At 63.1% G+C, this 14,908-nt stretch carries 13 protein-coding genes and 3 tRNA genes; 13 read left to right on the top strand and 3 right to left on the bottom strand.

Annotated elements, in window-relative coordinates:
- Positions 1-2: 2 nt before the first annotated feature.
- The 7 genes from M1E05_RS14875 to M1E05_RS14845 all read left to right on the top strand — a co-directional run bounded on the left by M1E05_RS14875 (position 3) and on the right by M1E05_RS14845 (position 7,417).
- Positions 3-980, top strand: coding sequence for a GNAT family N-acetyltransferase (locus M1E05_RS14875; RefSeq protein WP_461163376.1), 978 nt, complete (start codon positions 3-5; stop codon positions 978-980).
- Between the two features lie 59 nt (positions 981-1,039).
- On the top strand, positions 1,040-2,593 hold the full coding sequence (locus M1E05_RS14870) for a YibE/F family protein (RefSeq protein WP_458113766.1): 1,554 nt from the start codon (positions 1,040-1,042) through the stop codon (positions 2,591-2,593).
- Between the two features lie 86 nt (positions 2,594-2,679).
- Positions 2,680-3,858: a tRNA dihydrouridine synthase DusB gene (dusB, locus tag M1E05_RS14865; protein ID WP_461163375.1), complete on the top strand. Its 1,179-nt coding sequence runs from the start codon at positions 2,680-2,682 to the stop codon at positions 3,856-3,858.
- The gene (locus M1E05_RS14860) at positions 3,851-5,140 is read left to right on the top strand and encodes a deoxyguanosinetriphosphate triphosphohydrolase (RefSeq protein ID WP_458113768.1); all 1,290 of its coding nucleotides are present in this window, start codon (positions 3,851-3,853) and stop codon (positions 5,138-5,140) included. The genes dusB and M1E05_RS14860 overlap by 8 nt, the downstream gene beginning before the upstream one ends.
- Positions 5,141-5,219: 79 nt before the next feature.
- Positions 5,220-7,091: a DNA primase gene (gene dnaG, locus M1E05_RS14855; RefSeq protein WP_458113769.1), complete on the top strand. Its 1,872-nt coding sequence runs from the start codon at positions 5,220-5,222 to the stop codon at positions 7,089-7,091.
- Positions 7,092-7,147: 56 nt separating this feature from the next.
- A tRNA-Asn gene (locus M1E05_RS14850) sits at positions 7,148-7,220 on the top strand.
- 124 nt (positions 7,221-7,344) lie between these two features.
- Positions 7,345-7,417 (top strand) — tRNA-Asn (locus M1E05_RS14845).
- A gap of 107 nt (positions 7,418-7,524) precedes the next feature.
- Here the strand turns inward: M1E05_RS14845 and M1E05_RS14840 are convergent.
- From M1E05_RS14840 to M1E05_RS14830, 3 genes are read right to left on the bottom strand one after another with little or no spacing between them, the layout of a single operon-like run.
- Positions 7,525-7,932, bottom strand: coding sequence for a hypothetical protein (locus M1E05_RS14840; protein ID WP_247044175.1), 408 nt, complete (start codon positions 7,930-7,932; stop codon positions 7,525-7,527).
- A gap of 48 nt (positions 7,933-7,980) precedes the next feature.
- On the bottom strand, positions 7,981-8,160 hold the full coding sequence (locus tag M1E05_RS14835) for a hypothetical protein (protein WP_461163374.1): 180 nt from the start codon (positions 8,158-8,160) through the stop codon (positions 7,981-7,983).
- A 9-nt stretch (positions 8,161-8,169) separates the two neighbouring features.
- Positions 8,170-9,396: a multidrug effflux MFS transporter gene (locus tag M1E05_RS14830; RefSeq protein WP_461163373.1), complete on the bottom strand. Its 1,227-nt coding sequence runs from the start codon at positions 9,394-9,396 to the stop codon at positions 8,170-8,172.
- 179 nt (positions 9,397-9,575) lie between these two features.
- Between M1E05_RS14830 and M1E05_RS14825 the strand changes: the two genes are divergently transcribed.
- From M1E05_RS14825 to M1E05_RS14800, 6 genes are all read left to right on the top strand, one after another.
- On the top strand, positions 9,576-10,433 hold the full coding sequence (locus tag M1E05_RS14825) for a phage holin family protein (protein WP_461163372.1): 858 nt from the start codon (positions 9,576-9,578) through the stop codon (positions 10,431-10,433).
- Positions 10,434-10,487: 54 nt separating this feature from the next.
- Positions 10,488-11,111 (top strand): CDP-alcohol phosphatidyltransferase family protein, encoded by a 624-nt coding sequence (locus M1E05_RS14820; RefSeq protein ID WP_458113773.1) that lies wholly within the window; start codon positions 10,488-10,490, stop codon positions 11,109-11,111.
- The gene (locus tag M1E05_RS14815; protein ID WP_458113774.1) at positions 11,111-12,016 is read left to right on the top strand and encodes a DMT family transporter; all 906 of its coding nucleotides are present in this window, start codon (positions 11,111-11,113) and stop codon (positions 12,014-12,016) included. The genes M1E05_RS14820 and M1E05_RS14815 overlap by 1 nt, the downstream gene beginning before the upstream one ends.
- Before the next feature lie 114 nt (positions 12,017-12,130).
- Complete coding sequence (locus M1E05_RS14810; RefSeq protein WP_458114453.1) at positions 12,131-13,339, top strand: glycosyltransferase; 1,209 nt, start codon at positions 12,131-12,133, stop codon at positions 13,337-13,339.
- Between the two features lie 109 nt (positions 13,340-13,448).
- Positions 13,449-13,522: transfer RNA gene (locus tag M1E05_RS14805), tRNA-Ile, on the top strand.
- 185 nt (positions 13,523-13,707) lie between these two features.
- On the top strand, positions 13,708-14,898 hold the full coding sequence (locus M1E05_RS14800) for an acyl-CoA dehydrogenase family protein (RefSeq protein WP_461163371.1): 1,191 nt from the start codon (positions 13,708-13,710) through the stop codon (positions 14,896-14,898).
- The last annotated feature ends 10 nt before the right edge of the window (positions 14,899-14,908 follow it).

The following is a 14,908-nucleotide window of genomic DNA, read 5'->3' as shown; positions in this document are numbered from 1 at the left end:
GTATGGCCATTGAGTACAGGGAATGGCGCGACGGCGATGACCTCGCGCTGCTGGAAATGTGGGGAGACCCCGAAACTGTCCAGGCGGGGCAGTTCCGAGGAACGCTCGCACCTTCAGGAAATGCTCCCTGGCGCCGGTGCATCGTGGCCGAAGACGTTGTTGACGGCGTCGCGATTCCGGTCGCTGCAGGCGTGGTTCACGAAGCGTCCCTCCACCCTGAAAGGCTCTGGGCCTACATTGAGGTTGCCCGCGACCACCGGCGGGAGGGCGTAGGCTCCACGCTGCTGACCATGCTGCGGCACGAAGCGAAGGCGGCGCCGTCGGGCGTTTCCAAACTGCGATGCAAGGTGGAGCCGGGTACACCGGCTGCCGCTTTTGCCGCGCAGGCAGGGCTCACTCCCATCCAGCGCTCGCAGCTGATAGTGGTGGAGCCGGCAGCCCTGAAGCTCCCGGTCTTTGGGGACGGTTCAGAGGAAGCAGCGTCCGAGCGGGTGGAGGACCTGGCCACCGGTTCCGTGGAGCTCAGCGACGCGGTTGGGCGGTATTACACGGCCGTCCACGACTGGGACAGCCCGGGGGACCTCGCTGTTTCCACAGTTCAGCGGCTTTTTCTCGATGATCTCAGCGGAGCGCACGGTGCCATCGTGCTGAGGGCTCCCAAAGCGAGCGCCTTCGGGGCCGGCGTGCCTGCCAGCAGAAAAGGCAAACTGCAGGCCTTCGCCATCAGTTATGCGCAGGGCACCTCAGAACCGGGGCAGCCTGTCCAGCCGTCGGACGTCTTTCTGGGCCATGATCCGAAGCTTGCTCCGGATGAGGCGCAGGCGGCCGTACGTGACTTGTTGGCCCTCATCGCCTACCAGTACCCGGTGCTGCTGGAACTGGATGACTCGATGACTGCCTTGCGCGCCGTCGTCGAACCCCTGCTGGAATCGGGCAAGGCCCGCCGGCAGGGCGCCGAGACTTTCGTCGTCTCGGACTAACCGCTTCCGGGGGGCCACTGCACCACGCGTAGAGTTGAAGATATGAGGTCGAACTGCTGATGGGATCCGGACACTCGCACGGCCACACTGAGCATTCGGAGCCAACGCCGGAAGCCATCGCCTCCAGGAGACGGGCCAACTGGCTCCTCGCGGCAGTCCTGGTTCCGCTGACCCTGCTCACTTTGGCGGCCATGGTCATGATGTGGCCCTCCGGCAGCAAGGAAGGGCTTACCCTCGCCAGCCCCTACACGGCCGCGCCAGGAGTCACGTTTGATACCGGCAAAATCCAGCGGGTGGTGGTGGAATCCTGCACCCAGGCCCCCGCCAGCAGCGGACAAGAGAACAGCGGGCAGCAGAACGCAGGAGAACCGCCTGGCGGACAGCAGGACACAGGGGAGCAGAGCGGCGCTCAGCCGTCCCAACAGGGTTCGGACTGCACCTTTGCCTACACCGAGCCGGATAAGGGCGGGAACCCTGTCAAGGTGGTCATCAACCCCGATGTCGTGAAGTCCCACGGCGTCAAAGTGGGTGACAACATCCGTTACCTCAACCTTTCAAACGCCCAGGGTGCCTCCTCAGCCCAGGGAACGCCTGCCTACATCTTCGTTGACTTCGTCCGGACTCTGCCCATCATCCTGCTTGCTGTCCTTTATGCGGTAGTAGTTGTGGCGGTGGCACGCTGGCGGGGGCTACGGGCACTGGTCGGACTCATTGGCGCCTATGCCGTTCTTGTCGCCTTTATGCTCCCTGGCCTGGTCGAGGGCAAGCCGCCTCTTCTTTTGGCGCTGGTAGGTTCCACGGTGATCATGATCGGGGTGCTGTACTTTGCCCATGGTTTCTCTGCCAGGACTTCAACGGCATTGCTGGGCACCATCTTCGGCCTGGTGATCACCGCGCTGTTGGCAGCGTGGGCCACTGATGCAGCCAACCTTGCCGGAGTGGGCAGTCACGACGCCGCCACCCTGAGTAATGTTTCGGCCAACATCTCCATCTCCGGGATCATCCTTTGCGGGCTCATTATTTCCGGGCTGGGCGTCCTTAACGACGTCACCATCACCCAGTCATCGGCTGTCTGGGAGCTCTACGAACTGGCGCCCGAGACCAGTGCCCGCAAACTCTTCTCCTCGGCGATGCGGATCGGCCGGGACCACATCGCCTCCACCGTGTACACCATCGCCTTCGCCTATGCGGGCGCGGCCCTGCCAACCCTCATCATCGTGATGCTCTACAACAGGCCTCTGGGCGAAGCGCTCACCAGCGCCGAACTCTCCGAGGAAGTCATCAGGACCCTCGTTGGCTCCGTCGGCCTGGTGCTGGCCATCCCTGTCACGACGCTTATCGCCGTCCTCGTTGTCAAAGCCACCGGGATAAGGGCAGCGGGCGTCAGGGACGCAAGCAGCCTGCCAGCCTCACGGGCGGGTTCGCCTGCCATAGAACCCGACGACGTCGAGGACACCGGCGCGCTGGCAGCGGCCGCAGCGGTGGCCCGCGGCGATGCGACGCGAGACTCTGGAGAGACTTCAGCACCTGGCAGTGCATCACCTGGCAGAACACGGGACGCCGGAGCAACAGAAGGAACCCGGAGGGGAAGGCGGGCGGCCGAACGGCCCTGACCGGGCAGCAGTCCGCTCCCCAAAGTTTTCATCTGCCAGGTGCACACGCTGCAGCCCGATTTGCCCCGCTTTGAGACAATGGACGGGTGACTGTTGTAGCAACGCCTCCCGCCCCCAAGCTGGAACTCCCTCCGCTGAAACTGGGCCCCATCACGGTGGACACCCCCGTGGTGCTGGCCCCCATGGCCGGAATCACCAACACCGCGTTCCGCCGGCTCTGCCGTGAATACGGCGGCGGGCTGTACGTAGCGGAGATGGTCACTTCCCGGGCACTGGTGGAGCGCACCCCGGAATCGCTGCGGATCATCTCCCACGACGACGACGAGAAAGTCCGCTCCGTTCAGCTCTACGGTGTGGACCCCGTAACCGTGGCGCAGGCAGTGCGGATGCTCGTTGAAGAAGACCGCGCTGATCACATCGACCTGAACTTCGGCTGCCCTGTGCCCAAGGTAACCCGCCGCGGCGGGGGAGCAGCCCTGCCCTGGAAAATCGACCTGTTCACCTCGATCGTCCAGACCGCTGTGCGCGAAGCCTCCAAGGGCAATGTTCCCTTGACCATCAAGATGCGCAAAGGCATAGACGAGGACCACCTGACCTACCTCGACGCCGGCCGGATTGCCCGCGATTCAGGTGTTGCCGCCGTCGCTCTTCACGGCCGCACCGCGGCCCAGTTCTATTCGGGTCAGGCCGACTGGTCGGCAATTGCCCGCCTGCGCGAGGCGCTGCCGGACATTCCTGTCCTGGGTAACGGCGATATCTGGTCAGCCGAAGATGCGGTGCGCATGGTCCGCGAGACCGGAGTGGACGGTGTGGTGATCGGCCGGGGCTGCCAGGGCCGGCCGTGGCTCTTCGGGGACCTCATGGCTGCTTTCGAGGGCAGCGACGAACGGCATAAGCCAGGCCTGCGTCAGGTGGCCGAAGGTGTCTACCGGCACGCGGAACTGATGATCGAGACGTTCGACGACGAATACAAGGCGCTCCGGGAAATCCGCAAGCACATGGCCTGGTACTTCAAGGGCTACGTCGTGGGCAGCGAACTCCGCACCAAGCTGGCAACCGTGCCCACCCTTGAGGTGTTGCGCGGGATACTGGACCAGCTGGACCTCGATTCCCCGTACCCCGGCGTCGACGCTGAGGGCCCCCGCGGCCGTGCAGGCTCACCCAAACAGCCCGCCCTGCCCAAGGACTGGCTGCAGGACCGCTGCATGGACGCCGACCAGTCGCGGGACATCACCGCTGCGGAACTGGACGTCTCTGGTGGCTGAAACCAGGACCACAGCTCCTGTCCTTCCCGGCTATGAAGCCCACGACTTTGCCCGCTGGGTAGAGGAACCGCCCAAAAACACCTACCGCTCGGATTTCGAACGCGACCGGGCACGCGTCCTGCACTCCTCGGCGTTGCGCAGGCTCGGCGCCAAGACCCAGGTGGTCGCCCCGGACACCGACGACTTCGTCCGGACCCGGCTCACCCATTCCTTGGAGGTGGCACAGGTGGGACGCGAGCTTGGCCGCGCCCTTGGCTGCGATCCCGACGTCGTGGACACCGCCTGCCTCAGCCACGATCTGGGCCATCCCCCGTTCGGCCACAATGGCGAATCCGCGCTCAACGAGATGGCGCATTCCATCGGCGGATTTGAAGGAAACGCGCAGACCCTGCGGCTCCTGACCCGCCTGGAGCCCAAAGTGCTGGATGCGGAGGGAAGCCCCGCGGGCCTGAACCTGACGCGCGCCAGCCTTGATGCCGCCGCCAAATACCCCTGGTCCGCCCTTGAGGCACCGGTGATCCATGGGCAGCGCACCAGCAAGTTCGGCGCGTACGAGGACGACCTCCCCATCTTCAACTGGATCCGTGACGAGGCCCCGGAACGGCGCTCGTGCCTTGAAGCGCAGGTCATGGATCTGGCCGACGACATCTCCTACTCCGTCCATGACGTCGAGGACGCCATCGTCGCCGGTCACTTCCAGCTGGGCTGGATGGACAACCCCGACCACCGGGCCCGCGTGGTGGGTTACGCCAAGCAGTGGTACCTGCCCCACAACGATCCCGAAGCCATCGACGCCGCCCTGGCCCGGCTTGAGGCAACGTCAGTGTGGGTCCGGGAGGCAGACGGCAGCCGCAAGGCCATGGCCGCGCTGAAGGACATGACCAGCCAGCTGATCGGGCGCTTCTGCCAGAGTGCACTGGAGACCACCCGTGCCGTCTACGGCCCCGAGGACCTGACCCGGTACAACGCCGAGCTGATCGTGCCGGATGAGACCGTGATGGAAATCGCTGTGATGAAGGGACTGGCCACCACCTTTGTGATGACCACTGAGCACCGCCAGCCCATCTATGAGCGCCAGCGCGAAGTGCTCCATGCCCTCGTCACGGAACTGAACGCCAGCGGTGACCGGCACCTCGAGCCCATGTTCGCTGCCGATTGGCGGGCCGCGGACGACGACGGCGCCCGGCTACGCGTGGTCATCGACCAGGTGGCTTCCCTGACGGACGGCTCCGCGCTCGCGATGTATGAACGGCTCGTGGGCAGCCTGCCCTCGCTTTGGTGACCCGCCCGCTAAAGGCTGTTCCGGCGTCGAACGCCTTTTCCGGCAAGTGGCTGTCGGACCGTCGTACTAGGATGACTCTGTGGCCGGCCTGATCAAACGCGAAGACATTGACGAGGTCCGGCAGCGCACGGACATCAAGGAAGTCGTGGACGGCTACGTGACCCTCAAGGGCGCTGGCATGGGCACCTTCAAAGGCCTCTGCCCTTTCCACGATGAGCGTTCGCCGTCCTTCACGGTGCGGCCGCAGGTGGGCAGGTACCACTGCTTCGGCTGCGGTGAAGATGGGGACGTTATCGCGTTCGTGCAGAAGCTGGACCATTCAACGTTCCACGAGGCCGTGGAAAAGCTGGCAGCGCGTATCGGCTTCGAACTCCGGTATGAGGACGGCGGAACGGGGCCGAACCGCGAAGAGGTGGGCAAACGGCAACGGCTCCTGGACGCCCACAAGATAGCGGACGAATTCTTTCGGGGGCAGCTCCTGACCACGGGCGCGGCCGAGGGGCGCAAGTTCCTCCAGACCCGGGGGTTCGACCGTGCGGCTGCTGAGCACTTCGGTGTCGGCTATGCCCCGCAGGGCTGGGATGCCCTGCTGAAGCATTTGCGCGGGCGGGGCTTCACCGAGCCCGAGCTCAGGCTTACGGGTATGTTTTCCGAGGGCAACAGGGGAATCTACGACCGCTTCCGGGGACGCCTCATCTGGCCCATCAGGGACATCGCCGGCGACACCATCGGCTTTGGCGCCCGCAAGCTGTACGAGGACGACCAAGGCCCCAAGTACCTCAATACACCTGAGACCACCCTCTACAAGAAGTCCCAGGTTCTTTACGGGATCGACCTCGCCAAGCGCAATATCGCCAAAGAGCGCCGGCTTGTGGTGGTGGAGGGCTACACGGATGTGATGGCCTGCCACCTCGCGGGCATCGTGACCGCCGTGGCCACCTGCGGAACGGCTTTCGGCACTGACCACATCAAGATTGCCCGCAGGCTGCTTTCCGACGACGGCAGCGGCGGGGAAGTAATTTTCACGTTCGACGGCGACGCCGCGGGGCAGAAGGCGGCGCTGCGCGCCTTCGAGGAGGACCAGCGGTTCGTTGCCCAGACCTTCGTGGCTGTGGAGCCAACGGGCGCGGACCCTTGTGACCTCCGCCAGACAAAGGGTGATGCCGCAGTCCACGCACTGGTTCAGTCGCGGCGACCCCTGTTCGAATTCGCCATCCGAAGCACCCTTAAGCAATTTGACCTGGACACCGTGGAGGGGCGGGTGCAGGGACTCCGGGCCTCGGCCCCGGTGGTGGCGGCCATCCGGGATGCCTCAACGCGCACGGGTTACTGCCAGGCTCTCACAGGCTGGCTGGGAATGCCCGACCCCAATGAAGTTCTCCGGGTGGTCAATGCAGCCGCCAAACAAGGACTGCAGCCGTCGCAGGGGCCAGGCGTGGCTCCGGCCACCCCGGCCGGAGTCCTGCCCTCCTTCAACCGTCCTGATCCCAGGGATCCCGTCGCGTCCATGGAACGGCAGGCCCTGGAGGTCGCCGTCCAGGAACCCGGGATGCTCGAGGGCGAAACATGGCAGCGTTTCAGCGATGCCCGGTTCTCAACCCCCGCCTACCTCGCTGTTCACGAAGCAATCCGTGCCACCGGACTGGGGTTCGCGGCTGACCCCGTCCGGTGGGTGGAGCAGCTGCGCCAGGAGGTTCCCGAGCCGCTGCGCCCGCTGGTGTCCGAGCTCGCCGTCGTCCCTCTGCCTGCCAGCACGGCAGATGGCGTGCAGAAGTACTGCAAGGACATCCTGGCGCGCCTCTTCGAGCTGCAGATCACCAAGGTCAAGGCCCAGAAGATGGGCCAGTTGCAACGGCTGGACCCTTCGGCTGACCCGGAAGAGTTCCAGCGGCTGAACCGGGAACTCATGCAGCTGGAGATGGAGCGCCGGGCGCTGCGGGCTGAGGCCTGAAACTGTTCCAATTTCGTTTCCACGGCCAGTGTTTGCTAGGCTTATAGCCGCTTCATTCCTCCTTAGCTCAATTGGCAGAGCATTCGACTGTTAATCGAAGGGTTGCTGGTTCAAGTCCAGCAGGAGGAGCGCACAGCCTCCGTCCGGACTCTTCGGACGGAGGCTTTTTCGTACCCCGGCGGGGTATTTATCCCTCCAGGGCTCTCGATTTCCCATAGGGGCAAAAGCTTTGCTAATGTCGTACCTGCTTCATTCCTCCTTAGCTCAATTGGCAGAGCATTCGACTGTTAATCGAAGGGTTGCTGGTTCAAGTCCAGCAGGAGGAGCACACAGGTCCCGCAGCAGGTGAAACCCGCTGCGGGACCTTTTTTGTGAGCTTCTGTCAGCCGGCTTCGCGGAGATTGCGGGGATTGGCGGCCGCCATCGAGGCCATTCAGACAAAATCCATCTCTACCTGCAAAAACCGTTCAGCCTCCGCGACAGCCGCCTGGAAGGCTTCGTCTTCGGTAGGGGATTCCCGGGGTTTCCGCGGGTGCCATTCATGAGGCGCTGAGTGGACGCGGGTGAAGCCGGCGTTGGGCGGAGCGTAGAAGATCCCGAAGCGCTGCACGGGCCACTCCGGGGACGTTTCAGGTGCCACCAGGAGCGCGGCGTTGAAGGCTGGATTGAACCATTGGGCGATAGGACGGCGACGGTCCTCTGTGAAAAGGCCCGCCGCATAGAGGGCGGCTGATTGGGGGCTGGTTTGGCTGCACAGCCGTTCCCACCACAGAGGCAGGATCCCGGTGTCGCACCGCTGCCACGTGGCCGGAAGAGAAGGACGATCCCGCCAGTTGGGCATATACAACTTTATCGCGCATCCGGGCGCAGGGACTACTGGTGGAGCGGACTACTCGCGGTTCCAGGGGCCGGGATTCACCCGGTAGAGCAAGGCCGCTCCCACCAATGCGCCCAGGATGATTCCGAGGGCGATGTTCCCCATCATCCGCCCCGCAAAGAAGCCGGCGACGCCGCCCAGCAGCGCTCCGAGAAAGAGCCCGCGCCCGTTGCGGTGGAGTTTTTGAGCCATGATTTCAGCCTACCCGTGGATGGAAGGGACAGTCCGGGGCCGTACCACCAGCCAGAGGGCAGCAGCGGCAAGCAGGATGCAGCCAGCCTGGACTGCTCCCATGGGCGTGGCGGAATCAACGCCGAGGGCACCCACTACGGGAGAGATGATGCCGGCCAGCATGAAGGTGGCGGCACCGAGCAAAGAGGCGGCCGTCCCTGCCTGCGCGCCATGATTGGCCAAGGCAAGGACTTGAACGGACGGAAACGTGAAGCCGGTGCCCAGGATGTAGAACCACAGTGGTACCAGGACGCCCCACAGGCCGAATCCCAACTGGTCGAAGAGAACAATCAGCAGGGCCATAAAGAACATCCAGGCTGTGGAACAGGCGAGGATCCACTGCGGCGGGACGCTTTTTATGAGGCGTGAGCTTGTCTGCACTCCTGCCACAATTGCCAGCGAGTTGATGCCGAAGAGCAGGCCATACTCCTGGGGACTGAAGTCGTACACGTCCTGGAATAGGAAGGGTGAACCGGAAAGGTAGGCGAAGAGTCCGGCGAAGTTCAGGCCTCCCACCATCAGCAGCCCGACGAAGATCCTGTCGGAGAACAACAGCTTGTATCGCTGTCCTGCCGTCAACCCGGATCGTCCGCGGGCCTCGGAGGGCAAGGTCTCGCGCACCAGGAAGATCGCAGCCACAACCACCACCGTGCCGTAGCCTGCCAGGAAGACAAAGATGCCGGGCCACGGCATCACCAGCAGCAGCTGCGAACCGATAACCGGAGCCAGGATCGGTGCCAGACCATTGACCAGGGCCATCCGTGAAAACATCCGCACCATGGCATACCCGCTGAAGAGGTCCCGGACCATGGCCATCGCCACTACTCCGCCTCCGGCCGCACCTACTCCCATGAGGACACGGAAGATCCCCAGGCTGGTGATGTCCGTAGAGAGCGCAGCGCCCACCGATGCGGCAATGTGCAGTGTCGTGGCAATGATCAGCGGAAGCCTGCGGCCGAACTTGTCGCTGAAGGGACCAACCACCAGCTGGCCGAGGGCAAACCCCACAGTCGTGCCCGTAAGCGTCAGCTGAACAGCCGCCTCGGAAACTCCCAGGCTGGCCTCCAAAGCAGGGAAAGCCGGGAGGTACAGGTCCACGGTGAAGGGACCCAGGGCTGTGAGGGCACCGAGCAGAAGAATGTACAGGATCTTCCGGCGGCGGCTCAGGAAATCGCCGGGAGTGGGGGGAATAGTCACGGAAGTCAATCCTAGGGCCCTGAGAAAACTTCTACAGCGTTGGAGGACGCGCGGCGCGCTGCCGCCCCAGGCCCGTCAACACCCTGAATGATAGTTTTGACAACGGGGGATGCGGATAGTGGCGTCGGCCCGGCACCCAGCGATAGCGGAACGAAGATGGAACCAGTTAGGCGGTACCGATGAGCGGACGTCACAGCGGCCGGACAAGCAACGGACTGCGCCTCACCGCGCTGCCCAAAACCCTGAGGCTTGTTATCAGGCTCTTGCCACGCCAGATCAACGACGAGATCGCCCTCGCCAAGGTGGAGATCAAGCGTAAAGGCATTCAACTTGGCACGGCGGCTGCTTTCTTCGCCGTGGCATTGGTTTTCGCCGCGTTCCTGCTGACGGGACTTATTGTTGCCGCCATTATGGGCCTGGCCACCATCATGCCCGCCTGGCTCGCAGCCCTGATCGTCTGCGCGGTCTTCCTCCTGATCACCCTCATAGGAGCCCTGGTGGGCCTGCGCAAGTTCAAGAAGGCCATGCCCTTGCTGCCGGAAGACACCATTCGTGGATTCAAGCACGATCTCGGAGTGGTCAAGGAGGGCTCAGACTTTGATGCCAGCATCCTGGATCCTTCGCCGGAACAGGTCAAGGCCGCCAAAGCCGAAAAGGACGCGAAGGCCGCCATGGCCAAGGCGGAGAAGGAAGCAAAGGCTGCTGCCGAACCCGATCTTGCTCCCGCCCCCACCGAAGCCGAGCTGCGCCGCCGCCTGACGCAGCGCCGTCACCATCTCACCGGGATCCGGGACGATCTCGGCGAAGAACTCGACGTCAGGGTGCAGGGCCAGGCACTGCTTACCGGAGCCCAAGCGATGCTGAAGGACGGGCAGGCAACAGTTGGAGGCCGGATCGCAGCCCTCACAGAAGCGGCGTCCGCCTCCATCCCCAAGGGGAGTTCAGGCAAGCCGGAGCTGCGATGGAAGCCTCTCGCCGCCTTTGCCGCCTCCGCCGCCGTTTTTCTGGTTCTGCTGCGGAAACTGTTCAAGAGTTAGGACCTGAGCTGAGCTCAGCCATAACGCCGTTGCCGGCATCGAAAGGGTGAACGGATGAAGTTTATCGGCGCTGGTGCCCGGCCGGGACAGCCGCAGGTCGATCACGACCTGATCTTCACCGTCCCCAATATCCTTACCGTCCTGCGCTTTATGGGTGTGCCTCTCTTTGTCTGGCTCGTGCTTGCCCGAAAGGAATACGGCTTTGCCGTGCTTGTCCTGGCGATCATGGGCAGCACCGACTGGATCGACGGGTATATCGCCCGTCGCTTCAACCAGACGTCCAGGCTCGGGCGAATCCTGGATCCGATGGCCGACCGTCTGGCCCTGATCTCAGTTGCCGTCACCCTGGTCATAGCCGGAGTGGTGGAGTGGTGGTACCTCACCGCGTTGCTGGTCCCGGACGCCGTCCTGCTGTCAGCTTCCCTGTTCTATTTCCGGAACCACCCCGATCTTCCCGTCAGCCGCATCGGCAAGATCCGTACAGCCCTGTTGTTGGTGGGCACGCCTTTGCTGGTACTGTCCAAACTGCCCATCCCCCTGACTGAGGTGTATTTCGTCATTGCCTGGGTATTTTTGGGATTTGGACTTCTAGGGCATTGGGTGGCCGCCTTCAACTACTTCCGGGCCATCGTCAGGAAAGGCAAAATGCAAAGCGCCGACGACGGCGGACGTCGCTGATGGTATGGCTGGCGGTTTTCCTTGCGGTATTGGGTGCCTTTTTCCTGGCTTTCGGTGCGCAGCGGCAGGGGAGCGCGGTCAAAGCCGACACGGGCGGGCTCGCCTTGAGCTCGAACGGGTTCCTGCGACTGCTCCGTAACCCCCGCTGGGTATTCGGGCTGCTCCTGCTGGTGGCCGGAATGGCGATGAACTCCATTGCCCTCGTCACTGCACCGCTCACCGTGGTCCAGCCCATCGGGGCCATCGCCCTCGTGATCACCACGGTGGTCAACGCCCGAGACCAGGGCATCAGCATCAACCGGGCCACGGTGGTGGCCATTTCGGCGTGTGTGACGGGGTCCGCACTGTTCGTCCTGCTGGCCGTCAACGTGACCCAGGAAAACCATCATGTGAGTTCCGACGACGAACTCACCATCGTGCTCCTCCTCGCTCTCGCTGTGGGCCTCTTCGGGTCACTGGCAGTTATGTTCAGGCACCGGATGAGCGCTTTTGTGTACATCATCGGAGCAGGCGTCCTGTTCGGCTTCGTGGCCGTTCTGACGCGCATCATCGGCAAGCACCTTCTCGATCCGAACGGGCTGGGACTGCTCAACGTGCCGTGGTACTCGGTTGTGGCAATCGCCGCCGCCGGAGGGCTGGGCTCCTGGTTCGTCCAGAGCGCCTATTCCGGCGGGCCACCGGACCTGGTGATTGCCGGACTCACTGTGGTGGACCCGATTGTCGGGATCGCGATCGGCATTGCCATCCTCGGCGAACTGAGGCCTGATGTCCACGCCGTGATGGCCATTTCGATGGGTACGGCGGCAACCCTTGCTATCGTGGGAGTGATAGCCCTTTCCAGGCACCATCCCGAGGTCACAAAGCGCAAGAAGGACGCGCGGAAGGCCGCGGGGCGGGTCCAGTAGGGCACTCAGCCGACAAGACTCAGCCGGCAACCGGTGCCCCAGGCACCGGCACCCTGCACGGAACAGCGGCTGCCGCTGTCCTCAACGTGAACACCAGGAGCTTTCCACGTGACAATGCCCGATAGCCAAGAAGAGCCCGACAGCCAGGAACCGTTCACCATCCTGATCGCCGCGGATACTTATCCGCCCCACATCAATGGAGCAGCACAGTTCGGCTACCGCCTGGCCAAAGGCATGACCGGACGCGGGCATAACGTGCATGTGCTGGCCTGCCGGCAGGACAAGGGCTCGAGCTACACCGAGTTTCGGGACGAGGCGACGGTCCATCGGCTGCGCTCCCATAAGGTGCCCACCCACGAATACTTCCGGATCTGCTTTCCATGGGAGATCAAGAAGGAAATCAGCCTCCTGTTCGACAAAGTGCAGCCGGACGTTGTCCACATCCAGAGCCACTACATGATCGGCGAGCACGTACTCTACGAAGCCGTGAAGAGGGGCATCAGGGTGGTGGCCACCAATCACTTCATGCCGGAGAACCTCAACCCGTTCATGCCTTTCCCGCAGTGGTTCAAGGACATTATCGGGCGCATCTCCTGGAAGGACATGGGCAAGGTCATGGGTAAGGCGGACGTGGTTACCACCCCTACACCGCTCGCGGCCAAGGCCATGCACCAGCATGCCTTCCTGGGGAAGGTCCTTCCCCTCTCCAACGGCATAGATTCGGCAGCCTACGAGCTCCAGCCGGGGGAAGCCCTGGAGCCAAACTCAGCGCCCACCGTGTTGTTCGCCGGGCGGCTGGCGGAAGAGAAGCATGTGGATGTGCTGATCGATGCTGTGGCAAAGACTCCGGCAGAGCTGAACGTGCATCTCCAGATTGTGGGCGGGGGCGAGGTCAGGCCGGCGCTTGAGGCGCAGGTGGAGCGCCTTGGGCTGAAGGACAGGGTGACCTTCCTGGGCCTGGCGAGTGACGCAGAGCTCAGGGAGGCCTACATTAAGGCAGACCTCTTCTGCATGCCCGGTACAGCCGAACTTCAGTCCCTGGTCACTCTCGAGGCGATGTCGGCTTCCACTCCCGTTGTGCTGGCAGATGCAATGGCCTTGCCACACCTGGTCAACGACGGCGAGAACGGCTACCTCTTCCGGCCCAACGACATCAATGACCTCGCGGCGAAGATATCCCAGGTGCTCAGCCTCCCGGCCGAAGACCGGGCCATGATGGGCAAGGCGAGCCGCGCCATGGTGGAACCGCACAGCATCGATGGCGTCCTGCAGAAATTTGAAGATTTGTACAGGGGCGCAAGCTACGACGACATCCAGGTCTGACGACACCGCGGGTTCAGCGTGGCGTGGGCACCACGCATGCTCGACTACTATTGTTAGAGTGTTTTTGCCCCGGGGCGCGGTCCTGCCTGGACGGTGCCGCCGGGCGCACGGGGCTATAGCTCAGCTGGTTAGAGCGCGGGACTCATAATCCTAAGGTCCTCGGTTCAAGTCCGAGTAGCCCTACTGTTTGAACAGGATGTGAAAAACACACGGGAGCCGTGGCTGATGGTGAGACCATCAGCCGCGGCTCCTTTGTTTTCGGCTCAGCATACGGTATGTTACTGATCAGTATGTTACTCACGGGTAACTTACCGATCGCGGACTCCTGGCCCCCTCCGGCCGTTGCTGACCACATGTGAAGGAACACCATGTCCAAGGCTGCTAATGACATTGACAACCTCCCCTACGCTGACGGTGACTTCTTTGGATTCGAGCAGATGCTCACCACCAAAGAGCAGGACCGCCTTGCCGAAATCCGCGGGTTCCTCGCGCGGGAAGTAAAGCCGATTGCTGTGGACTGCTGGAACCGGGGAGAGTTCCCCATGGACCTGATCCCCAAGCTTGCAGAGATTGACCTCGTCAGCCCGGTGAGGCGCCAAGGTCACTCAAACCTCTTCGCCGGCATCATCCACGCCGAAGTCACACGCGCTGATACATCCATCTCCACTTTTATGGGAGTCCACGACGGGCTGTTCACCGGCTCCATTGAGGCCCTCGCCTCCCAGGAACAGCAGGAGGCCTGGCTGCCCGATATCTACTCCATGAAGAAGATCGGAGCGTTCGGCCTCACCGAACCCCTGGGTGGTTCCGACGTAGCGGGCGGTACCCGCACCACGGCGCGATATGACGGGGGTCAGTGGATCCTTAACGGTGCCAAGCGCTGGATCGGAAACGCCACTTTCTCAGACTGGGTGGTGATTTACGCCAGGGACGAGGCCGATAACCAGGTCAAGGGCTTCATGCTGGACACCCGGTCCGCCGGTTACACCGCCACCAAGATCGAGAACAAGATCTCCCTTCGCACCGTACAGAACGCGGACATTGTGCTCGACAACGTGGTGGTTCCAGAGTTCTTCAAACTCGCGAACGCCAACAGCTTCAGGGATACCAACAAGGTCCTCAAGGTCACCCGCCTGGGCGTCGCCTGGCAGGCGGTCGGTCAGCAGCTTGCCGCCTTCGATGTCGCCCGCCGCTACGCAGTTGAGCGGACCCAGTTCGGACGGCCGCTCGCCTCCTTCCAGCTGGTCCAGAACCAGCTGGTTCAGATCCTTGGGAACGCCGTGAGCTCAATGGGCATGATGGTCCGGCTCTCCCAGTTGGAGGATGCAGGCGTAGCCAAGGACGAACAATCGGCGCTTGCCAAGGCCTTCACTACCGCCCGCATGCGGGAGAGTGTTGCCCTGGGCCGCAGCGTCCTGGGCGGCAACGGGATCGTCACGGACTACGAAATGGCTAAAGTCTTCGCTGACGCCGAGGCCATTTACTCGTACGAGGGCACTCACGAAATCAACACCCTGGTGACAGGGCGCGCCATCACCGGAATCTCGGCAATCGTCTAAGCCGGCAATA

Source organism: Arthrobacter sp. R4-81 (assembly GCF_054792365.1).
This window is presented reverse-complemented; position numbering and strand designations above follow the sequence as displayed.